The organism is Prolixibacter sp. SD074 (assembly GCF_009617895.1).
GTDB lineage: Bacteria > Bacteroidota > Bacteroidia > Bacteroidales > Prolixibacteraceae > Prolixibacter.
In genome coordinates, this window is sequence record NZ_BLAW01000001.1 from 372,119 (window position 1) to 396,735 (window position 24,617).

Annotated in this window: 21 protein-coding genes and 2 pseudogenes; 9 read left to right on the forward strand and 14 right to left on the reverse strand. The window is 45.7% G+C overall.

Features of this window, described 5'->3' with window-relative positions; translation table 11 throughout:
• Nucleotides 1-1,029 (forward strand): type II glyceraldehyde-3-phosphate dehydrogenase, encoded by a 1,029-nt coding sequence (locus tag GJU82_RS01585; protein ID WP_153630545.1) that lies wholly within the window; start codon nucleotides 1-3, stop codon nucleotides 1,027-1,029.
• Between the two features lie 605 nt (nucleotides 1,030-1,634).
• Entirely contained in the window at nucleotides 1,635-4,211 is a 2,577-nt protein-coding gene (locus tag GJU82_RS01590; RefSeq protein ID WP_228488523.1) for a phosphatidylglycerol lysyltransferase domain-containing protein, read from the forward strand.
• A 2-nt stretch (nucleotides 4,212-4,213) separates the two neighbouring features.
• Here GJU82_RS01590 and GJU82_RS01595 read toward each other — a convergent pair.
• From GJU82_RS01595 to GJU82_RS01605, 3 genes and pseudogenes are all read right to left on the reverse strand, one after another.
• Nucleotides 4,214-4,456: pseudogene (locus GJU82_RS01595) on the reverse strand (4a-hydroxytetrahydrobiopterin dehydratase); the annotation flags it as partial.
• 622 nt (nucleotides 4,457-5,078) lie between these two features.
• On the reverse strand, nucleotides 5,079-5,348 hold the full coding sequence (locus GJU82_RS01600) for a hypothetical protein (RefSeq protein WP_153630548.1): 270 nt from the start codon (nucleotides 5,346-5,348) through the stop codon (nucleotides 5,079-5,081).
• 172 nt (nucleotides 5,349-5,520) lie between these two features.
• Nucleotides 5,521-6,240 (reverse strand): DUF6261 family protein, encoded by a 720-nt coding sequence (locus GJU82_RS01605; RefSeq protein WP_153630549.1) that lies wholly within the window; start codon nucleotides 6,238-6,240, stop codon nucleotides 5,521-5,523.
• A 418-nt stretch (nucleotides 6,241-6,658) separates the two neighbouring features.
• Here GJU82_RS01605 and GJU82_RS01610 point away from each other — a divergent pair, with 418 nt between their 5' ends.
• The 3 genes and pseudogenes from GJU82_RS01610 (at nucleotide 6,659) to GJU82_RS01620 (ending at nucleotide 8,906) form a co-directional block, all read left to right on the forward strand.
• Nucleotides 6,659-6,811, forward strand: a complete 153-nt coding sequence (locus tag GJU82_RS01610; protein WP_153630550.1) for a hypothetical protein — start codon at nucleotides 6,659-6,661, stop codon at nucleotides 6,809-6,811.
• Between the two features lie 329 nt (nucleotides 6,812-7,140).
• Nucleotides 7,141-8,028, forward strand: a pseudogene (locus GJU82_RS01615) (NotI family restriction endonuclease).
• 2 nt (nucleotides 8,029-8,030) lie between these two features.
• Nucleotides 8,031-8,906 (forward strand): DNA adenine methylase, encoded by an 876-nt coding sequence (locus GJU82_RS01620; RefSeq protein ID WP_153630551.1) that lies wholly within the window; start codon nucleotides 8,031-8,033, stop codon nucleotides 8,904-8,906.
• Nucleotides 8,907-9,127: 221 nt separating this feature from the next.
• On the opposite strand, the gene GJU82_RS01625 is transcribed toward GJU82_RS01620, so the two are convergent.
• The 3 genes from GJU82_RS01625 to GJU82_RS17830 all read right to left on the reverse strand — a co-directional run bounded on the left by GJU82_RS01625 (nucleotide 9,128) and on the right by GJU82_RS17830 (nucleotide 10,846).
• Nucleotides 9,128-9,667: an RpiB/LacA/LacB family sugar-phosphate isomerase gene (locus tag GJU82_RS01625; RefSeq protein ID WP_228488524.1), complete on the reverse strand. Its 540-nt coding sequence runs from the start codon at nucleotides 9,665-9,667 to the stop codon at nucleotides 9,128-9,130.
• A gap of 38 nt (nucleotides 9,668-9,705) precedes the next feature.
• Complete coding sequence (locus GJU82_RS01630) at nucleotides 9,706-10,635, reverse strand: NAD(P)H-binding protein (RefSeq protein WP_153630552.1); 930 nt, start codon at nucleotides 10,633-10,635, stop codon at nucleotides 9,706-9,708.
• Nucleotides 10,636-10,753: 118 nt separating this feature from the next.
• Nucleotides 10,754-10,846, reverse strand: a complete 93-nt coding sequence (locus tag GJU82_RS17830; protein ID WP_153630553.1) for a CatA-like O-acetyltransferase — start codon at nucleotides 10,844-10,846, stop codon at nucleotides 10,754-10,756.
• Nucleotides 10,847-11,132: 286 nt separating this feature from the next.
• Between GJU82_RS17830 and GJU82_RS01640 the strand changes: the two genes are divergently transcribed.
• Nucleotides 11,133-12,074, forward strand: coding sequence for an aldo/keto reductase (locus GJU82_RS01640; RefSeq protein ID WP_153630554.1), 942 nt, complete (start codon nucleotides 11,133-11,135; stop codon nucleotides 12,072-12,074).
• 224 nt (nucleotides 12,075-12,298) lie between these two features.
• On the opposite strand, the gene GJU82_RS01645 is transcribed toward GJU82_RS01640, so the two are convergent.
• Nucleotides 12,299-14,758, reverse strand: coding sequence for a glycoside hydrolase family 3 C-terminal domain-containing protein (locus GJU82_RS01645; protein ID WP_194830938.1), 2,460 nt, complete (start codon nucleotides 14,756-14,758; stop codon nucleotides 12,299-12,301).
• 260 nt (nucleotides 14,759-15,018) lie between these two features.
• On the opposite strand from GJU82_RS01645, the gene GJU82_RS01650 reads away from it, so the two are divergent.
• The gene (locus GJU82_RS01650) at nucleotides 15,019-15,795 is read left to right on the forward strand and encodes an NUDIX domain-containing protein (protein WP_228488525.1); all 777 of its coding nucleotides are present in this window, start codon (nucleotides 15,019-15,021) and stop codon (nucleotides 15,793-15,795) included.
• 2 nt (nucleotides 15,796-15,797) lie between these two features.
• Here the strand turns inward: GJU82_RS01650 and GJU82_RS01655 are convergent, their stop codons facing one another.
• The 3 genes from GJU82_RS01655 to GJU82_RS01665 form a co-directional block, all read right to left on the reverse strand.
• Complete coding sequence (locus GJU82_RS01655; protein ID WP_153630555.1) at nucleotides 15,798-16,043, reverse strand: hypothetical protein; 246 nt, start codon at nucleotides 16,041-16,043, stop codon at nucleotides 15,798-15,800.
• A 54-nt stretch (nucleotides 16,044-16,097) separates the two neighbouring features.
• Nucleotides 16,098-16,328, reverse strand: a complete 231-nt coding sequence (locus tag GJU82_RS01660) for a LytTR family transcriptional regulator DNA-binding domain-containing protein (protein ID WP_194830939.1) — start codon at nucleotides 16,326-16,328, stop codon at nucleotides 16,098-16,100.
• Nucleotides 16,329-16,527: 199 nt separating this feature from the next.
• Complete coding sequence (locus GJU82_RS01665) at nucleotides 16,528-16,806, reverse strand: response regulator (protein ID WP_153630557.1); 279 nt, start codon at nucleotides 16,804-16,806, stop codon at nucleotides 16,528-16,530.
• Between the two features lie 110 nt (nucleotides 16,807-16,916).
• On the opposite strand from GJU82_RS01665, the gene GJU82_RS01670 reads away from it, so the two are divergent.
• Nucleotides 16,917-19,049, forward strand: coding sequence for a Tex family protein (locus tag GJU82_RS01670; RefSeq protein WP_153630558.1), 2,133 nt, complete (start codon nucleotides 16,917-16,919; stop codon nucleotides 19,047-19,049).
• Between the two features lie 170 nt (nucleotides 19,050-19,219).
• On the opposite strand, the gene GJU82_RS01675 is transcribed toward GJU82_RS01670, so the two are convergent.
• Together GJU82_RS01675 and GJU82_RS01680 are read right to left on the reverse strand one after the other, a co-directional pair.
• Nucleotides 19,220-19,420, reverse strand: coding sequence for a PspC domain-containing protein (locus tag GJU82_RS01675; RefSeq protein ID WP_153630559.1), 201 nt, complete (start codon nucleotides 19,418-19,420; stop codon nucleotides 19,220-19,222).
• Nucleotides 19,421-19,432: 12 nt separating this feature from the next.
• Nucleotides 19,433-19,699, reverse strand: a complete 267-nt coding sequence (locus tag GJU82_RS01680; RefSeq protein ID WP_153630560.1) for a hypothetical protein — start codon at nucleotides 19,697-19,699, stop codon at nucleotides 19,433-19,435.
• 334 nt (nucleotides 19,700-20,033) lie between these two features.
• Here GJU82_RS01680 and GJU82_RS01685 point away from each other — a divergent pair, with 334 nt between their 5' ends.
• Entirely contained in the window at nucleotides 20,034-21,725 is a 1,692-nt protein-coding gene (locus GJU82_RS01685; protein WP_153630561.1) for a sodium:alanine symporter family protein, read from the forward strand.
• A 161-nt stretch (nucleotides 21,726-21,886) separates the two neighbouring features.
• On the opposite strand, the gene GJU82_RS01690 is transcribed toward GJU82_RS01685, so the two are convergent.
• Together GJU82_RS01690 and GJU82_RS01695 are read right to left on the reverse strand one after the other, a co-directional pair.
• Nucleotides 21,887-23,116 (reverse strand): S-adenosylmethionine:tRNA ribosyltransferase-isomerase, encoded by a 1,230-nt coding sequence (locus GJU82_RS01690; protein ID WP_153630562.1) that lies wholly within the window; start codon nucleotides 23,114-23,116, stop codon nucleotides 21,887-21,889.
• Nucleotides 23,117-23,170: 54 nt separating this feature from the next.
• A complete protein-coding gene (locus GJU82_RS01695) occupies nucleotides 23,171-24,583 on the reverse strand; it encodes a capsule assembly Wzi family protein (protein WP_153630563.1) in 1,413 nt (470 codons plus the stop codon).
• Between the last annotated feature and the right edge of the window lie 34 nt (nucleotides 24,584-24,617).

Sequence of the window (24,617 nt, forward strand, 5' to 3'; positions counted from 1 at the left end):
ATGGAAAAAGTAAAAGTTGCTGTTAATGGGTACGGGGTCATCGGAAAAAGAGTGGCCGATGCCGTTGCCTTACAGGACGATATGGAACTGGCCGGGGTTTGCGACATTATTACCGACTGGCGGATAAAAATAGCTGTACAAAGGGAATACCCGGTATTTGCTTTTAATGACGACTTCAGGAAGCAAATGGAAAATGCAGAAATAAAAGTACAGGGCACCCTCTCCGACCTGATAAAAAAGGCGGACATTATTGTGGATTGTACTCCAAAGAAGATAGCTTCCAAAAATATTGAGAGATACAAGGAAGCCAACCTGAAATTTATTGTTCAAGGCGGAGAGAAGCACGAAACAACCGGTCATTCTTTCAGCGCCGAAAACAACTATGAAACGGCATTGGGCCGGGCGTCAACGAGAGTTGTATCATGCAATACTACCTCCATTGTGCGTACGCTTACCGCCCTGAAAAACGCAGGGCTGTTGAAAAAAGCAAGAGGGACACTGCTCCGCCGGGCAACAGATCCCTGGGAAAGCCATCTGAACGGGATCATGAATACGCTGGTGCCCGAAAAGGAAATACCCAGCCACCAGGGACCCGATGCACAGACGGTTGATCCCGATCTGGATGTAATAACCGCGGACGTTAAAGTCCCGGAAACCCTTAGCCATTTGCATTACTGGAATATACTGCTCACCAGGGAAACAAGTAAAGAAGAAGTGTTGGATGCCTTCCGGACATCCACCCGTGTTGCCTTTATCAACTACGGTGACGGACTTTCAGCCAATAACACCATCAAAGAGCTGATGTTGGCATTGAACAGGCCATATGGGGATATGTACGAAGTGGCGCTGTGGCAGGACATGTTGAAAGTACAAGGTGATGAATTGTTTTATGCTTACGTGGTGGACAACCAGGCCATTGTAATCCCGGAAACCATTGATGCCATCAGGGCATTGACCGGAATAGAAAAAAGATCCGAAAATTCTATTCGGAAGACCAATAAAAGCCTGGGAATTAGGCGGAACTTTTAGGAAAATATGTTAAAAATTAAATGACCTCAGTGTTGATATGTCTGTTAAATCGGGGCTTTTAGGATTTACATCCAATATGGTTCGATTGGCCAATTCAGTTAAGGGCTGAGCAGTTCCTTTTAAAGCCTCCTTCATTCTGAACCAATTCATATATTGCTGAAGGTGTTTCGTTGATACGCCCCAAAATCGTTCATTCAGCAATTTTTTCAATTTGTTGTGCATTGAATTTCCATGTTGAACATGGTATAGTCCATCTTTGACATGTTGTTTTAAATCATTCCGAATGGCATGATGCTCTAGTGTTTCCTAAAATCCGTGGGGGGCACAAAAAGTGATTGCCCTGATAGCCTAAGTTCGCAGTGGTAATTGAAAAAAGGGCCGGTTGATGGCCCAAACGCATGGAGGTTGAACAAAAGACGACTTGATTGCGGCGAGCATTCAAGCAGTTAACCAGGAAGAAAAGCGGGCATCAGTAAAATGAGCCTGTTTATAAAAAGTGATAACATCAAAACTTCATTTTGTTAACTTTGTTTACCGTGGTATAATCACAATCTCCGATGCAAATAAATTTGAAGGGCCCACTTTGGCGGCGCGAATTACCGCAAATGACGATCACCCTTATTCGCGAAAACCGCCGCATTATCTTTCAGGCCATTCTGGCTTTTCTGTTTATCGGCCTGGCCGTTTACTTCGTGAAACACGAACAGTCGGAATTGGTTCAAATCCGCGAAACGTTGCAAAACGCTTCCCGTCTGAAAGTTTTGACAGGTGTGGTGCTGGCCGCTATCTACATTGCGGTGCAGGGACTCATGTATTTCTTCAGTTTCCGCAGTGTGAACCAACGCATCACCTTGCGTAGCGCCATGATTTTATTCCTCAAACGGAATTTTGTCAGCGTTTTCCTGCCAGCAGGCGGTATCTCTTCACTGGCCTTCTTCACCCGCGATATTGAAGAGCAGCAGGTGTCCAAATCGCAAATCCACTTTGCGTCTTCCATTTATGCTTTTGTGGGAATTCTGTCTGTAGTATTGGTCGCTGTGCCAGCTATTTTGATTTCGGCTCTCCAGCATTCCGTTTCATCCGACGAAGTCTATGCACTGGGTGGTTCAATTCTACTTATTCTGTTATTTGTTTGGGTTTTTCGGTCCATTGTCCGGAAAGGGAAATTGTATCAGTGGCTGGTGAAACTGAGCCCGTCTTTGGAAGCCCGGATTAACGAAATACAGGCCATTGCCGTTAACCGGAAAGGATTTCTGGCGACCATTGCTATTTCAATACTAATCGAATTCATCGGGATTGCCCATCTGCTGATTGCCATGTGGGCGCTCGGTTTACCGCTATCGCCGGGAGCGGCCGTGATGGGCTACATCATCTCGGTATTGTTCCTGATTGCCTCGCCATTTTTGCGTGGACTCGGAGCCATCGAGCTTTCGCTGAGTTTCATCCTCGTGCGTTATGGCTATTCGTTGACGGATGCCGTTGCGGCCACGTTCCTCTATCGCTTTTTCGAATTCTGGCTGATGTTACTGGCGGGCGCCTTTAGTTTTCTTCTTGTCAGGAATAACCTGATATTGCGTGTGTTGCCGGTATTTCTGACGTTTGCTGTAGGAATCGTCAACATCATTTCGGCGCTCACGCCAGCTATTCACAGCCGGGTGCTGTTACTCCGCGATTTCTTGCCGCTGTCAGCTATTCACATATCCAACGATGCGGTTTTTGCTGTAGGCCTGATGCTGCTGGTGGTTTCCGCCTTCCTGCTAAAGGGCTCGAAAACGGCCTGGTACATGGCCATGGGACTGGTGGTGATTTCTATCCTGGGAAACCTGTTCAAAGCCATCGATTACGAAGAGGCAACACTCTCTGTCTTTCTGCTGGTTGCACTGGTGATTACCCGTCGACAGTACTACGTCCAGAACAGCGCCCGGTTAGGACGGATTGGGCTGGCAGCTTCACTTTTTACGATGTTGGCGGTGATTATATATGGTGTAGTGGGCTTTTATTTCCTCGATAAGACCCGGTTTAATATCGATTTCAGTTTTTCTCAGTCGGTAAGATATACCATCCAAAACTTCTTTCTATATCGTAGCGATATACTACATCCGGCCGATGCTTATACAAGAGCTTTTCTGCGTTCTATCAATATTTCCGGCTTTCTGTCTATGTCCTTTCTGATCTATTCCGTCATCCGTCCTTACGTGATAGAGGTGGAAATAGATGAGTCGGAGATGGAGAAAGCGAAAAGACTGGTACAGAAATACGGCCGGTCGCCGCTGGATTATTTCAAGACTTATGCTGACAAACTTTTGTTCTTCCCTGGAGGGGCCGAAGGATTTGTATCCTATCGGGTGGCTGGTAATTATGCCGTTGTACTGGAAAATCCGGTTTGTGCCAACGATGAGGAGATGGCGGTCATTATTTTATCGTTCGAAAAGTTTTGTAAAGGCAACGGAATGACGAGTATCTATTACCGGGTGCCTGAAGAGAGTTTGTCCGTTTATGAATCACTCGGGATGAAGTCGCTGAATTTCGGTCAGGAAGCTATCCTGGAAATGGAGACCTTTAATACCGATGGAAAGGAGAAGAAGTCGCTTCGGAATTCGAACAACAAACTCCGGGAAGCCGGGTATACGTTCAAAGTTCATCGTCCACCGGTGATGGACGGAACATTGCAGAAAATTCATGCCGTGTCAAACGATTGGCTCGACGATCGGGGTTACGGCGAAATGGTATTCTCGCAGGGCGTTTTCGATTTTGATGAACTGAAACAGCAAACCATTCTGACCATCGAAAGCCCGGAAGAAAAGGTGATTGCCTTTGCCAATATCATGCCCGATTATGTGCCCGGCGAAGCTACTTATGATTTAATCCGGAAAACCAAAGATGCACCCAATGGCGCTATTGAGTTTTTGATGGTGGAGATGTTTTCCTTCCTGAAGAAGGAGGGCTTTAAGGCGGTGAATATGGGCTTTGCCCCGATGGCTGGCATTGATACAGGACGTAATTTTCCCGAAAAGTCCATTCGCTTTGCGTACGAAAAACTTCGCTCGTTCGCTCATTACAAAGGGTTGAAAAGCTTTAAGGATAAGTTTTCACCCCGGTGGGAAAACAAGTACATCATTTACAATAACGATTACGACCTGTTCAGCTTGCCGGGCGTACTGCGGAAAGTCATCAAGCCTTAAGTTTAGGCCAGCTCATCTATCTTCCCGGCCATCTCATGGTCTTTTAGGGTAACATGTCCTTCGCTGTGTGTGGTTAGCATGATTTTTACCTTCTTATAGCTGTGAATCAAAATATCGGGATGGTGCTGTGTTGCCTCGGCCGGCCCTTTCACCCGGTTGACAAAATCGACAGCTTCCACAAAATTGTTGAAAGTAAATTCTTTCTCCAGTTGATTGTTTTTTTCTTCCCACTTCATATGGCTTTTTCTTTTCTCAACGGATCGAGCCGCCGGATTGTTTCCTGGTGTTCCGGTGCAACCTGTTTTCTACCATGATATCGTCCCTCAGGGGACATGATATTCCGTCCCGAAGGGACAGTTTAATTCAGCCCAATGTCAGCGCCTTTGAGTGTTTGAAACAAGGTTTTCTACTCATCCCAACCCTTCTCTAATCATAGAGAAGGACTAACGCCGCTGCATATTCGAAAGGCATCATTTCCCAAAACAACCCTACCGGGAAGAATGCAAGTACAAACGCCGATGCCAGCACCGGCCCCCGCCCATCTTTACTTGTAGAGAGGGGCAATTCGGACGCAGTCCGGATAGGGTGAGTAGATAAAGATCCAACCGACGAGTGCCGCTGACAGGTCTGCCGACGCAGTCAGGTGTGGTCGCCTTCAGGCTGAAGGCCTGACATGCCAAAGCTTGGGACAACGTCCCAAGAGGCAGTATCGTAATGCCATCACCAGCCTGAAGGGTTGGCACATATCCGTTCCGATATCGGGAGAAAGAATAGGGGAATGAACAGTTGAAGCCCTTCAGGCTTCATTCCTGCTTCGCGGAAACCTTTAACTTGGGGCGTGTTGCCCCAAGCTTTGGAATTGGAGCCTTACAGGCTCATTGGAATCGCTGCAGCCGAATACCCCTGTCCGGGTTTCCAACCACCGACAGGGTAACCTGCCACGAAGTACCAATCCCGGATGGGATTGAAGTTGAATAACCATGCATGCAATGCATGGAAAGGAGTCCCCACACCACCGGAACGTTGTTCAGGGCCGCGGCGTACAAAAAAGGATGTCATCCCTGCTGAGGGATGACATCCTTCGCGACCGTCTCCTCCCTGGGTAGGGAGTCCCGAAGGCTCGGGAGGGTGGGGCAATAAAACCAATTCAACGCATCAGATCAAAAACAAACCCCTGTCCGGGTCTCCAACCACCGACAGGGTGGCATAAAAAAGCCGCCGGATATCTGTCCGGCGGCTAAACCAAAAACTTAACCTAACTAAATTTAACTACAAGCATGAGTGATAAAAATGCTAACCAATAAAACAATTATTCTTCTTCCGCCGACGACTTCCGGGTGGCACTGGCCCGGGCGGCGGTCATGGTATTTGCGATTAACTCGTTTACTTGTCCAATGAGGGTGGTCAGTTCGTCCGATTTGTTGAACTGTTGCTGCACGTCCATCCACGACAAGCTTATTTCGATTTGTTGCTGCAGCACCTTCCGCAACCGGTAGGCGGATATGGTATCATCGGCAGCATCGGTGGCCAGCTTTTGCTGGTAAATCGCCTCAAATGCATCCGCTGCCGTCATCATACGCTCCAGCCAGGGCGTTGCCTCAGCGGTAGTCAGCAGAGCGACGTTTTCGTCCGTCTGCAGTTCGGCTATCAGGTTCCCCAGCCGCGACGATTCGGTTTGGTAACCCGCTTTTTGCATCGACCAGCCCAGCCGACTGAAAATGGTCAGCAGGGTATCCGCGGCAGCGCTATACCCCTCGACACTGGCATACGAGCAGGCCACCAGGTAATGGCGCAGTGCCAGGTACGCCCGGTCGCGCGCCTCGTCGGCCGCCGCCAGCTTAGCGGTATATTCACTTTTTCGCTCTTTTTTGTACGCCGCTTCGAATTTGAGGAAAACTGACCCGAGGGGTGAAATAACGGCTGCCAAATCGAATGTTCCGGAGCTGGCAGCTTTCAATAATTCCAGGAACCGCTGACTAAATGTATAATATCCGTCAAGCGGAAGAAGAGAATAAGCTATGTTTTTCATATAAAAAACGGTTTAAAGGTTAGTGAATAAAAATTGATATTGTTTGATTCGTTTGGTTATTCCTTTTTGCTTCAGATGTAGCTCCTTCATTTCGGCAGGTACTAAACCAGATGCCAATTTAGTGCCCGCGTTCCGGCAGGTACTAAACCAGATGCCAATTTAGTGCCTGCGTTCCGGCAGGTACTAAATCAGATTCAAATTTAGTGCCCGCGTTCCGGCAGGTACTAAATCAGCTTCCGGACGAAGCTCCTGCATTCCGGCAGGTACTAAATCAGATTCAAATTTGGTGCCTGCGTTCCGGCAGGTAGTAAATCAGGTGCCAATTTAGTGCCTGTGTTCCGGCAGGCGCTTCACCAGATGCTGATTTCACGCCTGGTTCCTTCGGAGTACTCCATCTGATGCCAACAAAATAATCTGAATGGTTCAGGGTAGCCCGTTGGGTGTGGTTGATGCACCGAAATGTATCCAGGTCAATGAACGCCACGACGGTTCATCTCTTCCACTTCCTTTCTCCACAAAATTCCTGCTGATTAGCCTGTCTGTCGAAAACCGTGAATTGAATATAAGTTAAAAATGTTAACCTACCCAATTTTTTTGACGAAAGGCCCGATTTTTTTGATGAACGATCGATTTTTTATGGTGAACGTATGGATCTGGTATGCGAACGGAAATTTTGGGGATTTTTTATTTTGGAGGGACGAAATGAACCAACAACATGAGAATCGAACGAACAAGTAGTAGTTGTCAACCCGAACCAGAAATATAAAATACAAAAGGTACATATATGACTTCCATATTGGAGATATATGGTAGTTTTTTTAGACATATAAACTCGTTGTAGCCAATGTGGAAAACGCCAACATAATTTCTATCGGCCGACAGAAATGTATATCTTTGAGCATGGCAAAGCAAACAGAAAATAAAAGTCCATTGGGTGAAGTTTTTGGCTTTCCGATTGAGAATGACGGCTCAAAAGCACAACGTTATCGGAGGCAGAAACTTTGTCCTTTTAACAACAAAGTACCGAATTGCACCAAGGATAAAGCAAACAATCCACTCGGAGTTTGTAGTGTTTGGCATAATGGAATTCCGGTAATAACCTGTCCAACGAGATTTAGAGAAGATTGGGTTATTGTTGAAAATGCCGCTGAATTTGCATTTGGACAAAAAGCAAATTGGACTTCCCTGTCTGAAATCAAGCTTTTGGACAAAAACGGTCAATCCGCAGGCAACATAGATTTTGTTCTTGTACAGTATAACGATAAAGGTCAACTAATTGATTTTGCTTCTCTCGAAATTCAAGGTGTTTATATTTCAGGAAACCTTAGAAATCCATTTGAAGAGTATATAAAAAAGCCTTCCAAAGACTTTGAGTGGGCAACAGGATACAACTATCCCAAACCTGATTATCTATCTTCATCTCGAAAGCGACTTATTCCACAAATGCTTTACAAGGGTGGAATTTTCCGATAATGGAAGAAGAAACAAACCGTAGCTCTACAAAAATCATTTTTTGAAACGCTCCCATCACTTCCTACAACCACTAAATCAAAAGCTGACATTGCTTGGTTTTTGTACGACCTTGTGTTTGATAAGGAACAAAAACAAAACAATCTTGTCCTAAGTGAAACAGTTTATACAGAGTTTGAACCTGCACTTTTAAGAGTAACTACTCCTGAGCCCGGAGATATTTCAGAATTCATCAATATTTTACAAAACCGTCTTGACGAGCACTTGGACAAAAATCCACCAGATGCTCCGTCATTAACAGACATAATAAGCGGTTAATCATGGACGGACAATTATCAATATTTGAAAATAAGCAAAAGAAAACAACTCCAAAAGTTGTAAATGTGGCTTCAGTGCCGCAAAGAAGCCCATTCAGATATCCCGGTGGGAAGACTTGGTTAATTCCTGTTGTGAGAAAATGGCTTAAACAATCAAAAGCTCCCAAAACATTAATCGAGCCATTTGCAGGTGGTGGAATAGTTAGTCTCACCGGTGCATTTGAAAACTTAGCAGACAGAATAGTAATGGTTGAGCTTGACCATGAAGTCGCGGCAGTTTGGGAAGTAATTATCAATGGAGATCATAATTGGTTGGCGGAAAAAATCTATTCATTTGATCTAAACCCTGAAAATGCAAATGCAATACTTAAAAAGGAAGACAAAACGATAAAGGAACAGGCTTTAAGCACAATTCTTAAAAACAGAATCTTTCATGGGGGAATAATTACTAAAGGTTCAGGGCTAATTAAAAATGGTGAGAACGGAAAGGGGATCAAATCTCGTTGGTATCCAAAAACCCTGTATGATAGAATTACGGCGGTTGGTCATGTAAAATCAAAAATGAAGTTTGTAACCGGTGATGCATTTGCAGAATTGGAGAAAATTAAGAATGATGTAGATACTTATTCATTCATTGACCCACCATACACTGTTGCAGGAAAACGACTATACACTCATTTCGAAATCGACCATGACGCTTTGTTTGCTTTGACTGCTCAACTGAAAGGAAAATTTATGCTCACGTATGATGATACGGAAGAAATAAGGGGGTTGGCCGCCAAATATAACTTTGATTTTAGGACAATTCCAATGAAGACGACACACCATATTCAAAAGAATGAAATCATCATATCGGACAATTTTGAATGGTGGAAATAGAAAACACTGGTTCCCATTATTATATAAATGTTAGGGTTTAATGTGGCCGGAACGGCCCGGCATGGCGCCCCGCTTGAATGAAGTTTCGGTTACATTCTTTTCTGCAGAACACGCACTGCTATCGTCCTATTCCCAAATGACCTTGATCCTTTCCGGTGAAAAAAAAGCTTCCCGGTCACAGGAAGCCTTCTTTAGCATTTACTCAAATATTTTGAACCGACTTATTTCTTCGTCTCGTAGGCAAGTATTTTTTCCAAACGACGGGCATGACGTTCTTCTTCGGTGAAATCGGTTGCCAGCCAGAGTTTGATGACTTCTTTAATCTCATCCATGGTCAAAAAACGCGCGCCCAGCGAAAGTACGTTGGCATTGTTGTGCACGCGCGACAGGGTGATGATATCTTTCGGGCCACCGTAATAAAGCGCTGCCCGCACGCCTTTTACTTTGTTGGCTGCCAGCGCCTCGCCCTGACCCGAGCCACCCAGTACAATGGCTTTGTTCTCTAATGGTTTTTCGGCCACTTTTTCGGCTGCCGGGATAATGAAATCAGGATAGTCGTCCTGTGCCTCATAGGTGTGTGGGCCCACATCTTCAAAATCAAGGTTCATCTCTTTCAGGAACTCACCGATTTGATTTTTCAGTTCGTATCCCGCGTGGTCAGATGCCAGGTAAATCATGTGTGTGTTTTTAATTTTTAGCTGAGCAAATTTAGGAAATTTTTCAAGTAAGCGTTGTTGCGCCTTGTAAGTACCGTCATTCATTACGATAAGTTTTTGAAAAAAATAACCTGCTACACAATTTAGCCTGCCGACACATTTAATTTTTCAACCACATATTTGACGGCATCTTCGGGTTTGGTCGGCGTAAAATCGAAGCGCTCTTCAAACTTGGTGCTGTTGAAAACATAATCGCGTTCGTTCTGGTAATTCATCTCTTTCAGCTCCCGCATGATGGGTATGAAGAGGCCGATGATGCCCAACATCCAGTTGGGAACGACTGTAAACTTTGGCTCCACACTCATCGTCTTGGCAAAAAGTGTAATCCAGTCTTTTCCGGTTAACCGGGAATGGTCGGTGGGCAAATGCCAGACCTGGTTCCATACATCGGGAGTATTTCCTAACATCGCAGTCGCTTTGGCTGCATCCGGGACAAATGTGTACTGATGCACTTTGTTGGCGTTGGCAAGCCATTGAGCCTTTTTCCCTTTGGCCAGGTTTTTATAGACCATTTCCACAGGAACACTGTTGGTTAACCCCAGGAAGTCGGCTGAACGGGCAATGAGAGCGGTGAGTTCACCGGAGGCTGTCTCATCCTGCAACGTCTTTGCAATTTGGCGGCGTATCTCGCCTTTTTTACTGGTTGGCCGGATGGAGGTTTCTTCTGTCATGTAGCCCAACGAATCGCGATCGTACATGTAAACATTGTCGAAGAAAACCAGTTTGGCGTTGTGTTTCTTACAGGCGGCAATCACGTTGTTCATTACCTGTGGCCATACCTTACGCCATACTTTGATGTCGTATGGAAATCCTACCACCAGGTAAACAACTTCGGAACCTTTAACGGCCTCATCAATGCTTTCGGCATTCGTCAAATCAGCCGGGAAGAGTTCGTCTCCGGCATTTACCTTAACGGGATTTCGGCTTACCAACCGGATTTTGTCTGTGTAAGCCAGTAGTTCTTTTGCGAGGTCAATGCCAATGGCACCGCCTGCTCCTAAAATGGTTTGCATGGTCATTCGTTTTTAGGTTACATTCTGTCATTCAGTTTAAAGCTATATTGCTTTCCGGTTAAAACCGAAAAATAAAAAGTTTGTCCGGTGCTATCTTTCGATACGAATTCTGCATGACCTAGGATTCAAGCAATTCCTGAAACGTCGTCAGAAACGGCCCAACATGGTATCCGTCCATCAGTCCGTGGTGGACCGACACAGAAACCGGCATTATTAATTTCGTCTAACGCAACCACTTCATTGTCGATGATGCGATAGCGAAAAGGTTCCGCCTGGTTGGCTGCCAGAAGCGATTGATAGAGGTACCAAATAAAAAACGGGATGTCGTGTTCCTTCGCTTTTCGGTAGGTAAGGCTGAACCATTGACTTTAGTTATGTGTTGAGATGAGGGTTTAGCTTAAATTGAAACTTCATAATACGTTGCAGCGAATGCAAATTAAGCTGATTCATTGTTTGTGTGCATTATGCCGTGGACGTACTAAAATTAAAATGTTATTATGTTCGTAAGAAGAATCCATAACACGGACTTGAGTGTTACTGCTGTTGGACTGGGCACATGGGCCATGGGGAACGATTTTTTTGGCCATGTCGATGACAGTGAATCGATTTATGCGCTTCGGTCCGGAATTGATTCCGGGATAAATCTGATTGATACTGCTCCGGCTTATGGGGCCGGCCATGCCGAAGAGGTGGTTGGAAAAGCCATCAAAGGCTATCGCGATAAAGTGGTGGTGGCGACCAAATGCGGAATCGTTCGCACCAAAGATGATTTCATCAAAAACCTGAAGCCGGAATCGGTGATGAAAGAGATTGATGATTCGCTCCGTCGCCTGAAGACTGACTACATCGATCTGTACCAGTTGCATTGGCCCGATCCGGATACGCCGATTGAAGAGACTCTCGAAGCAATTGAAAAAATCAAGAAAGCGGGTAAATTCCGATATCTGGGCGTTTCCAATTTCACTCCGGAGCAGATGGATGAGGTGAGGAAAATTACTCCGCTCGTTAGTTTGCAGCCCCAGTATTCCATGCTCGATCGAAGCATCGAGAAGAAGGTTGTACCGTATTGCCAGGAAAAAGGTTTGGGAGTTATTTCGTACGGAACCTTGGCCGGTGGCTTGCTAACCGGAAAATTTAAGGAGATTCCTACATTTAAAGAAGGTGATTTCCGGGATAAGTTTTATGACTATTACCACGAACCGGAATGGTCGAAAGTGCAGAAGGTTATTAAAGCGCTGAAATCTGTAGCCCGTGATCATAACAAAACGGTGGCCCAGGTTGTCATTAACTGGACATTTAGTCAGTTGGGAATTACTTCGGTTTTGGTGGGGGCGAAGAGCGGCAAGCAGGCTCGTGAGAATGCAGAAGCGTGCAGTTTTACACTTACGCTTGATGACTTGCAAAAAATCAACAAAGCTATCCGGGAAAATCTTGATTAAGCATATATTCAATCAAATTAAAAAAAGCGCCCTGCTCACGGGCGCTTTTTTTGCGCTTAAAATGTAAATTAACAGTCAATCAAAAAGTGAAAAAAAATCTACTTGTCATAAACTTATCCGTGTATTTGCTAATCAATGAAAATCTTTTTGTTTAAGGATAAAGGCGTCCCCGAATCAGTATAAATTGTGGAACACCTTGAATTTCCAAACGATTTACCTAAAATCTAATTTGGTTGAATTTCTTTAACCGGAGCTGCAGGCGTTAACGCTTTGTTTACTTTTTTCACCATCAGTTCCTTGTCAAGGTCGAAGGTTCCGTTCAAACGAATATCTCGCGACGAAGCACCAATCTCAACTTTATAGGTTCCTGCGTCAGCAATCCATTCCGATGAATCGGTGTGGAACGATGCCAGGCTCCTCGGGCTAAGTTTGAACGCAAGCGTTTGCGATTCTCCCGGCTTTAACGATTTGGTTTTACCAAAATCCTTCAGCTCTTTCACCGGTTTTTCAACGGAGCCTTTTGGGGCACCCAGGTAAAGCTGAACAGCTTCCTGTCCGGTTACTTTTCCGGTGTTTTTTACATCCACGGTAACGGTCATCGAACCATCAAATTTATCGGAACTCAGTTTCAGGTTGCTGTATTGGAACGTGGTGTATGAAAGTCCGTAACCGAATTCATAAGCCGGTTTTACATTGAAAGCATCATAATACCGATATCCCACATAAATTCCGTCGTGATAAGTAACTTCCCATGGTACGCGGCGCAGGAAGGAGAAACCTGAACCATCGGCTTTGTTGTCTGCCGGCTTGTCACTTTTTATGGCGTGGCCAGGGAAATTATCCGATGAAGGAACATCTGAATAGCTCATTGGGAAAGTAACGGCCAACTTACCTGATGGATTGACCTTTCCGCTTAGCACATCGGCGATAGAATTACCGGATTCCTGGCCGGGTTGCCATGCCAACAGAATAGCATCCGGAATGTCGCGCCAGCTGGCGGTTTCGATTACACCACCAATGTTCAGGATAACGATGGTTTTTTTACTGGCTGCGTGATAAGCGTCAGTCACATTTTTAATCATCGCTTTTTCCGTTTCCGTCAGCTCGAAATCACCGGGACCGGCAGTTCTATCCCTTCCTTCACCGGAATTACGGCCAATCGTTATCAGTGCCACATCCGTTTTGGCAGCCATGTCTTTGGCTAGCCCGGGTGTTACATTCATTTCCGCTATAGGAATTTTTCCACCCATCATGGCAGCCAGGATGTTTTTCGGTTTTGGCTGGTGTGCCCTTGTATCTTTAATATAGGGTACGTAAATATCTTTCAGGGATGCATCAGTGGTGTAGCCATCGTTTTTCAGACCGTCTGTCAGGGAGATCGTGTAGGCTTCGTTCACATCACCACTTCCGGTCCCGCCTGTAATCATTTCGTAGGAAGTATTTCCAAACGCAGCTACATTTTTTACATTTCCGGCGAATGGAAGAGCTGAGTTGTTGTTCTTCAACAATACCATTCCATCGGTTGCAGCCCGGCGGGTGATGGCGGCATGTGCTTTCAGCTCGGGCTTATCGGTATGATGAAAACCCTTGAAATCGGGTGTCATCATCAATACTCTCAGGATACGGGCGATGTTTCGATCCAGTATTTTTTCATCCAGTTTTCCGGATTTTACGGCATCAATAATTTCGTGAATCTGTTTGGGATTTCCAGGTTGAACCAGATCATTGCCGGCTTCCATTTGAGCAACCACATCGCTTCCACCGGTCCAGTCGGTCATTACATAGCCTTTGAATCCCCAGTCGTCGCGCAAAATTTTGGTCAGCAGGTCACTGCTCTCAGAAGTATACGTTCCGTTGATTTTATTGTAAGATGACATCACGGTCCATGGATCGGCTTCCTGTACGGCAATCCGGAATCCTTCGAGATAAATTTCACGAAGAGCTCTTTCACTGACAATGGTGTTCACCGAAAGACGATTGGTTTCCTGGTTGTTGGCAGCAAAGTGCTTGACGGATGTACCCACGCCTTCCGACTGAATGCCTTTCACCATGGAAGCTGCCATATGTCCGGTAACAAACGGATCTTCCGAATAATATTCAAAGTTACGGCCACATAGCGGGTTACGTTGGATATTCATTCCGGGCGCGAGCAGCACATCGGAGCCATATTCCAATACTTCGTTACCTATGGCTTCACCTACTTTTGTCACCAGGTTTTTGTCCCATGTTGATGCCAGCAAGGTAGCAATTGGGAAAGCTGTACAATAATAGGTTTGGTCGGTTCCTTTTCGCTTTGGCTGAATGCGCAAACCGGCAGGACCGTCAGTTAATACCATGGTTGAAATATTGAACTCAGGGAACATCGCTGTATGTCCTGCAGCACCGGGAAAAATTTTTTGCAGTTCGTCCAACATTTGATTGTAGGTTTTCCCTAAAGTCGTGTCGGGAGCCTGAAAAAAAGGTGAATTTGCCCCACCTCCGGGAAGTTTATCTTTTATGGAATCGGGAATTTCGAAATGCATTCCGGTACCAATTACCAATTCCGCTTTTTGTTGCAGTGTCATGGTCGATATGACTTTTGAAATGGGATCTTCTCCTAATTTCGGTCCCTGGGCATTTACCCAATGGGATGAGAGCATCAACAAGAGTGCTCCAAGCAGCAAGTGCTTGTGAAAATGTTTCATGGGTCCTTAAGTTTTATCGTTTATTTACAAGTCCATTCTTAGCGGGTAAGACACCCTTTCGAAAGTTCATGCTATATCAGCCCGGTAATTGGTTTGATCTGCAATGGCATTAAATCAGTCGTTGTCAGTTAATTTACAGCATTGGTTTTTACATGGTCGCTAAAAAGTTTACATTTATTAATGTGTTTTACTGACACAATGATATTTAATTTCATTCGAAACTGAAACAAAAAATTGATTTTATTTGCAGTAAAATTTTCATGATGGATCAAAAACAGGAAATGTATGAGTTTGTCAATCGGGGAGATGAGCACTATATGGCGCATATTTCACTCGATTGTGTCATTTTTGGCTTTCATGCCAATCAGCTTAAAGTTTTGCTGGTGAAAATCCGTCATGATGATCGGTGGGCGTTACCCGGTGGTTTTGTCCGAAATGAGGAGACCATGGAAGAAGCTGCGAACCGGGTGCTAAATGAACGTACGGGGCTAGACAATATATTTCTTCAGCAATTTCATGTATTCAGTGATATTTACCGGTCCAACACGGAGAAGTTTTTGGAGTTGATGCGAAGCGAAGGAATCGAGGTTGAAAAGAATAACTGGTTAACACAGCGTTTCATCTCGGTAGGATTTTATGCCCTGGTAAATTACGAGGATGCAATTCCGGCAAAAAGCTGGGATTCGGAAGTGTGTGAATGGTTCGATTTGCAAACTGTGGGAGAGCTAATCCTCGATCACAATAAAATCATTGAGGCCGCGCTGGAAACCATGAGACGCCAGTTGAATTTCCAACCTATCGGGTATAACCTGCTTCCGGGAAAATTTACCATGCCGGAACTTCAAAAGTTATATGAAACGATTCTGGGAAAAACGCTCGACCGACGAAATTTTCAGCGGAAAATGCTGGGATACGGGGTCCTTGTTCGGTTGGAAGAGCACCGTAAGGGCGGAGCGCATAAAGCGCCCTATCTATACCGGTTCAATCTGGAGCAGTACCAAAAAGCCCTGAAGGAAGGCCTTCAGGGCGGTTGGTAAATTTATCTTTTGCGAATCAGGTAAACAACGTATCCGACAATTCCTCCAACACCGCCGGTAATCAGGATATTCTGACGTATTTTGGAGATTCCGGCCAATTTTCGTCCAAATGATTCAATGGCGCCAGATGAGCTTTTGAATATGGTGCTGATGTCGACATACTCGCCTGAAATACGTCCGAAAATTAAATAGCCCAGCACCAGGCCGATAATGACAAAAATGATAATAGATGCGACAGGATTCTTCATGATATGACTTTTTGTGGTGAATAATTGGATACGAAGATATCAGATTTTTCCTGCCTATCGATCCATCCAGCGTTTAAATTCCGGAACATGATCGCGGCTTGCCATGAACATTTCGTGTGGTTTTTCGTCTGTAATCCGCAATTGCAAACGGTTTGAAGAGTAAGCAACCATTTCTTCTACAGCATCAATGTGTATCAGACAATTGCGGTTAATCCGGAAGAATTCCGAAGGATCGGGTAATCGCTGTACATGGTCAAGCGAACTCCAGCGCAAATGGCTGCCCATCGACGCTTTGCAGGAAAACATTGCCTTTGCTGCTGTAAATGTATTTGATTTGGTTAACGGAAACCGACTTGTACCGGTTCCCGATTTTCAGCAGGAAACGTGATTTGTATGCCGGCGAAAATTCCTGCAAAAGATGTTGATATTCTACCTGTCCATGATTGTGTTTCTCATGGATAGCGCGGAACTTGGCCAGTGCTTTTCACGGATCATCCTGGTTGACGGGTCTCAGTAAATAATCGATGCTGTTGACCTTAAAAGCACGAATGGCATATTCATCATAGGCTGCCGTAAAAACAACCGGTGCAGTTACTTTCACTGTGTCGAAGATTTCGAAACATAACCCATCGTCCAGATGAATGTCCATCAGGATTAGAGCGGGTTCAGGATGCTCCTGCAGCCAATTGACGGTTGTTTCCACAGTTTCGGTGGCAGCTAATAGTTCGGCATCGGGAGCAGTTTGTTGCAGTAGCCTGGCCATTTTCTGAGCCGCAGGCTTTTCATCTTCTACTAGTGAACCATTGTGGAAAACTAACGTGAGGAAATCCCTTCTGTTTTCAGTAAATTTGGATTCCTTAATTTCAACCGCACATGGACGCAAAATTCAATCATATTATCGCCGAAAGGCTGAATATCAGTGAACGTCAGGTTCGGAATACCATTGCCCTTTTAGAGGAAGGGGCAACGGTTCCGTTTATTTCCCGTTACCGGAAGGAGGCAACCGGGAGCCTGGATGAAGTGGCTGTTGGTAACATCAAGGAGGAAATGGAGAAGTTGGTCGAGCTGGAGAAACGGAAGGCGACCATTCTGAAAACCATTGAGGAGCAGGAACAATTAACTCCGGAACTTAGGGAGAAAATTGAGCAATGCCTCGATCCGAACGAGCTGGAAGACATTTATTTGCCATACAAACCGAAACGCCGTACACGTGCCACCATTGCACGGGAAAAGGGATTGGAACCGCTGGCAAAAATTGTGATGAAGCAGTTTGAGAACGATCCGGAAGGACGTGCTGCGAGTTTCCTTTCGGATGAAGTTCCAACCGTTGAGGACGCGTTGGCCGGAGCCCGTGATATTATTGCGGAATGGATAAATGAGAATACGGCTGCCCGGAACATTGTGCGGAATATTTTTTCCCGTGACGGGGTTATTCGTTCCCGTTTGGTGAAAGGAAAGGAAGAGGAAGGCATTAAATACCGTGATTACTTTGATTGGGAAGAGCCGTTGAAGCGTTGTCCGTCACACCGGATGCTGGCTATGCGTCGTGGAGAGAAGGAAGGATTCCTGAAACTGAGCATATCACCCGATGAAGAACGCATAATGGAGCGTTTGGAGAGGCTCTTTGTGAAAGGGCGTAATGCCAGCGCGGATCAGGTTTCTCTTGCGGTGAAGGATAGTTATAAACGTTTGCTGGCATCTTCAATCGAAACGGAATTTTTCAATTCGTCGAAGGAAGCAGCCGATACGGAAGCCATTGGTGTATTTGCAGAAAATCTGCGTCAGTTGCTGCTTTCGGCACCACTTGGACAAAAACGCGTGCTGGCGGTTGATCCGGGATACCGGACCGGTTGCAAGGTGGTTTGCCTCGATGCACAGGGAAATCTGTTGCACAACGAAACCATTTATCCACATCCGCCGCAATCGGAGGTGAAGCAATCCAAAAAGAAACTCTCTGCACTGGTCAGTACCTATAAAATTGAAGCGATTGCCATTGGAAACGGAACCGCCAGCCGCGAAACAGAACATTTTGTAAAGAATACACACTACGATCGCGATTTACAGGTTTTTGTTGTCAGTGAAGACGGAGCTTCCATTTATTCGGCCTCGAAAGTAGCGCGCGAAGAGTTTCCTCAGTATGATGTGACGGTTCGTGGTTCGGTGTCCATCGGTCGCCGTTTGATGGACCCGCTGGCTGAGTTGGTCAAAATTGAACCGAAATCCATTGGAGTAGGGCAGTACCAGCACGATGTAGACCAGAAGCAGTTACAGAAAAGCCTGGATTCGGTGGTGGGGTCGTGTGTAAACCTGGTGGGTGTGAATGTGAATACCGCCAGCAAACATCTGCTGACTTATGTTTCCGGTTTGGGGGCTACGCTGGCGCAGAATATTGTCGATTACCGGAAGGAAAACGGACCGTTTGCTTCGCGTGAAGCGTTGAAGAGTGTTCCCCGGATGGGACCAAAAGCTTACGAACAAAGCGCCGGTTTCCTGCGTATCCCGGATGCTGCGAATCCGCTGGACAACTCAGCTGTGCACCCGGAGCGGTATTCGTTGGTACAAAAAATGGCGAAAGACTTAGGCAAGCAGGTGACCGATTTGGTGGCAAGTGAGGAATTAAGGAAATCGATCGATTTAAACCGATACGTGAACGATGAGGTGGGATTACCCACGCTTACTGATATTATAGCTGAGTTGGCCAAACCCGGACGCGATCCCCGTTCCGGAATCAAGGTATTTGAATTTGCCGATGGTATCTTTTCCATTAATGATCTGCAGCCGGGAATGGTGCTTCCGGGCATTGTGACTAACATGACAAAGTTTGGTTGCTTCGTGGATGTAGGCGTTAAACAGGACGGTTTGGTGCATATCAGTGAGTTGGCCGACCGGTTTATCAGTGATCCCAACGAGGTGGTGAAGTTACACCAGCATGTGATGGTGAAAGTGCTGGAGGTCGATATTCCGCGGAAGCGTATTTCCCTTTCGCTGAAACAAGCTGGTTATTAAGATAAAATTAGCGTAAAGAGTCAATAGGCTGATAATGTGTTTTTAGTTGAGGATAATTCTGGAATGAGAAAGGGGAAAATGGTGTGGAACGAATAAGCAATCAATTTAGATAGCACATATCAATTTCTACTTCATTAACATGAAGTGAAAAACTGCCGATGAGAGATGGGTTATTGTTCCGGTACGACTATCCACATGATGATGTAGACCAGAATACCGGGAAATGCTACGGTGAAGATGGTTAGCACAACAAACAATATCCGGATGATACTAACATCCAGATCGAAATATTCAGCTAACCCTCCGCAAACGCCCGCAATCATTCGATCGGTTCTTGAGCGTATCAGTCGTTTAGGCGACCCGGTTTGCATGATTAGAATAGTTTAGTCTTCATCCTCTTCATCCTCTTCTTCGTCGTACAGCCGCTCCTGGTTTTCCAGTTCCAGCTCCATAAAGTTGCCTGCCTGGTCGAGCAAATCCGAAATCAATTCATCGCTTTCCGGTTTATCGTCGAGCCAGTAAATTTCCTGGTTGGTCCAGAAACCTTCAATGTCGCATTCAACGATAAACCGGGGTTGTTCGGTATGGACAACGAAGACATTATCAGGTAGCACCTGTGAGTTATCAGCAAATAGAAACTTTGGTAACATAGTATCTGAATTTGATTGATTAAAGTTCAAATGAACCGGACTTGCCGGGATTCTTCCTTATCAAAAGTAAGGAATTTTTGTAAATGAACCGATGCTCAACTGTTAATCTTCTTTATAATTCCGGTTTCCCTGAAATCTTTGGTTAACGCCGGGAAAGGGTAATTGTCAACGGGAAGCCATTCCGGCTGATAAGCAACTTTTTTGCTGCTGAAGTTTCGGGTTGGCTATCGCTTGAGGAAACGATGATTGGAATGGATTTATCCCGGCTAAATATTTGATTCCGTCTTAATATTTCTATTTTTGGAAGCTGTCGCTTAACCCTAAAACCTGTTTCATGGAAAAGCTGAACGATATTCTTTCCTTAATTGACAGTTATGTTGGCGGTTCTCAATGGTTTGTTTTTTTGCTGCTGGGAACCGGTGTTTTTTTTACCATCTACCTGAAATTTCCCCAATTCCGATATATGAAACATTCTTTTCGCATTGTCCGGGGAAAATTCGATAAAGAGGATGATGAAGGAGATACGTCCCATTTTCAGGCGTTAACAACTGCACTTTCGGGGACTGTTGGGACAGGAAATATCGCTGGTGTCGCCCTGGCTATTCACCTGGGAGGCCCGGCAGCCTTATTTTGGATGTTGGTGACTGCCATGCTGGGGATGACGACCAAGTTTGTAGAGGTAACCCTCTCGCATAAGTACCGCGAAAAGGCGTCGGATGGTAGTATTGCCGGCGGACCGATGTATTACATGAAAAACCGGTTAAACATGCGTTGGTTGGCGGTAATTTTTGCCATTGCCACCATTCTTTCTTCTTTTGGAACTGGTAGTTTGCCGCAGATAAACAGTATCTCCAATTCATTGTTTGCCACGTGGGGGATCAATAAAATATTATCAGGAGCCCTTCTGGCATTTCTCCTGGGGTTAGTTATCATCGGAGGGATTAAGCGGATTGCGAAGGTTACATCAAAACTCGTACCGGCTATGGCGCTCATTTACTTTGTAGGTGCGTTTGCGGTTATTCTGTATAACTATCAAAATATTATCCCCTCCTTTATTTCCATTTTCCGCGATGTATTTACGGGAACAGCAGCTGTTGGCGGATTTCTGGGAGCTGGCTTTTCATTTGCCTTTAACCGGGGAGTCAACCGGGGATTGTTCTCGAACGAGGCTGGTCAGGGATCGGCGCCGATTGCCCACGCCGCTGCCCGTGCTCATGAGCCGGTATCGGAAGGCTTGGTAGCCCTGCTGGAACCGTTTATCGACACGATTATTATCTGTTCGCTTACCGGAATGGTTTTGCTGTCATCGGGGGTTTGGAACAAAAAGTTTGAGAACCGGTTCCAGGCGGCTGATTTGGAAATTCTGGCCAAGCCGGTCGATCAGCATAATGTTTCGGAAATGAAGGATTTGCGAAGAGACATGAACCAGTTGAGCGACAGTCCTGAATTTCCTCGTTTTACCGGTAATTTGATTGTGAAAAATGCTGTTATCCAGAATAACCTGACCATCCTTCATGCACGTTCTATCGCCGATCACGTAAAAGTATACAACCGGGATAATGAGCCCTATACAGGAAAAATTGAGGTGGACGATGGAAAAGTCCCGGAATTGGGTGATTATTACCTTAGAGGAAGATCGCTATTACACAGCGCACCATTAACGACGGTGGCCTTCACCCAAAGCTGGTTTGGCAAGTACGGTAGTTATATTGTGTCTATCGGACTGCTGTTATTTGCATTTTCTACAGCTATTTCCTGGTCGTATTACGGAGGGCGGGCCATGACTTATCTTTTCGGTGTGCATACGGTTATTTACTACCGGATTGTATACGTTATCGGGTTTTTCCTCGCGTCATTTGTCGATACTACCATCGTTTGGACATTTTCCGGCATCACCATTGCCATGATGACGATTCCCAACTTGATTGGTATTTTATTGCTTCGGAAAGAGATGAAATCGGAAGTGAAGAACTTCTGGGTGGAATATGCCACGCGTTTTCCCGGCGAAAAAGTCCCGAAAGGGTAAAAATAAGTTTAAGATTTCAAGTGTTAAGTTTTAAGAATGACCATGCCTTCACAGGGAGACAGTTATTTTTTTACTCTAATAATCTTTGATACAAAGAAGCAAAAGGCTAAGTTTCTTCTCCAACACACAAGTCTTAACACTTAAAACTTATGGCTTAAAACTCACTTAATATACAAATTCGAATCGCCGTAGCTGAGGAAACGGTAGTTGTTATTTAGTGCATGTTGATAGACCCGTTTCCAATCGTCGCCCAAAAAGGCGGAAATGAGCAGCAATAAGGTGCTTTGGGGCTGGTGGAAGTTGGTTATCATTCCCCTGACGATGCGAAACTCGTATCCCGGCAGGATAATAACCTGCGTAGCTGTATTCAACTTGTCCATGTTGTTGCTTGCAAGGTAATCAATCACTGCAGATAAGGCTTGTCGTGGCGAGGGAAGATGATTTTCATCCTGGTAAGGTTCCCATTGGGCTACCAATAAATCCTTTTCACTCAGGTCCGGATTTTCTATTAACTTTTTGCCAATCCAGTATAGGCTCTCCAACGTACGAATGGAAGTGGTTCCCACGGCAATTACCGAATCCAGTTTATCGCGAAGTTGCTCAATGAAGGTTTTTTCGACCCGGATGTGTTCCGTATGCATCACATGGCCGCCAATGGTGCCGGATTTCACCGGCTGAAAGGTGCCGGCGCCCACGTGTAGCGTTAGTTCTGCCCGTTGGATATTCCTTGCCGAAAGCGAATCAAATACCCTTTCGGTGAAATGCAGGCCCGCGGTGGGTGCTGCAACCGAACCTTTAATGCGCGAATAAACCGTCTGGTAGCGGGTCAGGTCGCTTTCTTCTGATTCGCGGTGCAGATACGGGGGAATGGGAATGTTTCCGGTTGCTTCCAGCAGTTCAGAGAACGTGAAAGCCGGGTTATCCCATGAAAATTCGATTGCCTGTGCATTACCTGCAGCACCAACTCTTTCGGCGCGGAATTTAACTGGCTGATTGTCCAGCTCCAACGTTTGTTCCAGTATTTCGCCCTTCCATTTTTTCAGGTTACCGACAATGCACTTCCAACGGCATCGCTCTGTTTGCGTAAAGGACAGGGCATAATCAGCAGGCGTGGTTGGTTCCAGGCAAAATATCTCGATCCGGGCCCCGGTTTGCTTACGGAAATTCAACCGTGCGCGGATGACCCGCGTATTGTTGAATATCAGCAGCGAATTTTCCGGTAAATGCGCCGGGAGATTATGGAAGGTGTCATCCGAGATTTCTCCCTGGTTCCAGATGAGTAATTGCGACTGGTCGCGTTCAGCCAATGGATATTTGGCGATGCGCTCATCGGGTAACTCGTATGTGAACTCCTGTACGGAAATATTTTGAAGATTCTTTGATTGAACCATGTAATAAAGCTTGATTTTTCAGGATATAGAGTCGTTTTACACAACGAATCATACTTAGAATGCGTAGTGAATTCCGGCAAAAGCGCCGATTCTGTTTTGAAAACGATCGCCGTAATCTCCGGCCACACCGAATTTTACATCGAATGGTAATTTGCTGCTGTGGTAACGACTTGCTGCCAGAAAAGAGAACTCATTCAGCGGCGACGGATATGGAGTGCCATATTGTCCAAAATTGCGCGACCATGAAAGCATGGTTTTCCAGGTGAAATGAGTGCAAAGATTTCCTTTTAGCCCGAAGTGCTGCATCCACATACGGGTGCTGCGGAAACCGGTGGAGATTCCCTCGCTGTTGATGGTGGGAACAAAAAACGGCGTTCCCATCATATGATTCTCATACACATAGCCGGATGTGTAAACACCATGATTGAAATAATTGTCACTCCCGCGGCCATGACGACGGTTCGGATCGGTTGGTGTCGGGTCTGGTATCAAGTGGAATGAACCACTCTGGTTACGGGTATTCATGTACTCGGCCACTACATCGGTGAGGAATGCCGTTCTGTTGGCACTGGCATAGTGCAGTCCCCACAAACCATCACGCAGGTTGGCCATTTCCAGGCCGGATTTATCTTCAAAAGGATGGTTGTAATAGAATGCAAGTGACATATTTGCATAGCTCTTCCTGATTTCCAGGCTGTACATCCCCAGCGTATTGCCTTCGGCATTTAAAATGTCGGTTTCCGGAGCAATGCTGCTCCCAGCCATGCCCAGGATGTAACGGAAATAATCTTGTGCTCCGGGTAGTTTGCCATAATTGGGGGAAGTGCCTCCCCAAAATACGTTGTGGTCCAATCCTGCGGTGATGCGCCAGTTTTTTGGCAATTGCGCCCGTAAATAAAGACTTTTATGGTGCAGATGACTGTCCGTTACATAGCGGTCGTCGCGAAGTATATTTTCCTGGTATTCGGCTTTAAACGAAAACCAGTTCTTCCAGAAGAAAAACGGGATGAAACCGTTGGTCGAAAGGGTCACTCCCGGTAAGGGGCGCGAGTTGTTCGACCAGTACATGTTGCCATTGGTGGACGAGAGCCCGGCATACTGTACTGGTTCGGGTTTGGCTCCAGCCCGTAGCACCAGCCATTTGTAACGCAATCCGGCCCAGTACTGGTTAACCTGGAAGTCGGAAGCGCCGGCATACCCATATACCCAATTGGCTCCATACATATATCCCCAGGTTTTGGCTGAATCACGCTCCAAACCGCGCTGCAGTCCAGCCTGCAGTAATTGATACGTATTGTTGTGCATGGTGAATACACCATTCTGGTTGGCCGTCATCCAAAAAGGAAGGTCGTCACCGGAAGACGCGTAACTGCTAAAGGACGTATTAAAGTCCGGAGTGAAGCCGGACTTTTGGGCAAACAGAACCGAGCTTATGCTCAGGAGGACGATGGTGGTGAGAAATTTCATTAAAAACGAGTGTTAAGTGTTATGTTTTAAGTGT

What these genes read in the sequence shown, in the direction of transcription:
- GJU82_RS01685 (WP_153630561.1), top strand. Translation starts at nt 20,034, where the DNA reads ATGGAAAAGCTGAACGATATTCTTTCCTTAATTGACAGTTATGTTGGC.
- GJU82_RS01670 (WP_153630558.1), top strand. Translation starts at nt 16,917, where the DNA reads ATGGACGCAAAATTCAATCATATTATCGCCGAAAGGCTGAATATCAGT.
- GJU82_RS01590 (WP_228488523.1), top strand. Translation starts at nt 1,635, where the DNA reads ATGACGATCACCCTTATTCGCGAAAACCGCCGCATTATCTTTCAGGCC.
- GJU82_RS01605 (WP_153630549.1), bottom strand. Translation starts at nt 6,240, where the DNA reads ATGAAAAACATAGCTTATTCTCTTCTTCCGCTTGACGGATATTATACA.
- GJU82_RS01650 (WP_228488525.1), top strand. Translation starts at nt 15,019, where the DNA reads ATGATGGATCAAAAACAGGAAATGTATGAGTTTGTCAATCGGGGAGAT.
- GJU82_RS01655 (WP_153630555.1), bottom strand. Translation starts at nt 16,043, where the DNA reads ATGAAGAATCCTGTCGCATCTATTATCATTTTTGTCATTATCGGCCTG.
- GJU82_RS01645 (WP_194830938.1), bottom strand. Translation starts at nt 14,758, where the DNA reads ATGAAACATTTTCACAAGCACTTGCTGCTTGGAGCACTCTTGTTGATG.
- GJU82_RS01585 (WP_153630545.1), top strand. Translation starts at nt 1, where the DNA reads ATGGAAAAAGTAAAAGTTGCTGTTAATGGGTACGGGGTCATCGGAAAA.
- GJU82_RS01620 (WP_153630551.1), top strand. Translation starts at nt 8,031, where the DNA reads ATGGACGGACAATTATCAATATTTGAAAATAAGCAAAAGAAAACAACT.
- GJU82_RS01640 (WP_153630554.1), top strand. Translation starts at nt 11,133, where the DNA reads ATGTTCGTAAGAAGAATCCATAACACGGACTTGAGTGTTACTGCTGTT.
- GJU82_RS01630 (WP_153630552.1), bottom strand. Translation starts at nt 10,635, where the DNA reads ATGCAAACCATTTTAGGAGCAGGCGGTGCCATTGGCATTGACCTCGCA.
- GJU82_RS01665 (WP_153630557.1), bottom strand. Translation starts at nt 16,806, where the DNA reads ATGGCCAGGCTACTGCAACAAACTGCTCCCGATGCCGAACTATTAGCT.
- GJU82_RS01695 (WP_153630563.1), bottom strand. Translation starts at nt 24,583, where the DNA reads ATGAAATTTCTCACCACCATCGTCCTCCTGAGCATAAGCTCGGTTCTG.
- GJU82_RS01610 (WP_153630550.1), top strand. Translation starts at nt 6,659, where the DNA reads ATGGTTCAGGGTAGCCCGTTGGGTGTGGTTGATGCACCGAAATGTATC.
- GJU82_RS01675 (WP_153630559.1), bottom strand. Translation starts at nt 19,420, where the DNA reads ATGCAAACCGGGTCGCCTAAACGACTGATACGCTCAAGAACCGATCGA.
- GJU82_RS01680 (WP_153630560.1), bottom strand. Translation starts at nt 19,699, where the DNA reads ATGTTACCAAAGTTTCTATTTGCTGATAACTCACAGGTGCTACCTGAT.
- GJU82_RS17830 (WP_153630553.1), bottom strand. Translation starts at nt 10,846, where the DNA reads ATGCCGGTTTCTGTGTCGGTCCACCACGGACTGATGGACGGATACCAT.
- GJU82_RS01660 (WP_194830939.1), bottom strand. Translation starts at nt 16,328, where the DNA reads ATGGGCAGCCATTTGCGCTGGAGTTCGCTTGACCATGTACAGCGATTA.
- GJU82_RS01690 (WP_153630562.1), bottom strand. Translation starts at nt 23,116, where the DNA reads ATGGTTCAATCAAAGAATCTTCAAAATATTTCCGTACAGGAGTTCACA.
- GJU82_RS01625 (WP_228488524.1), bottom strand. Translation starts at nt 9,667, where the DNA reads ATGAATGACGGTACTTACAAGGCGCAACAACGCTTACTTGAAAAATTT.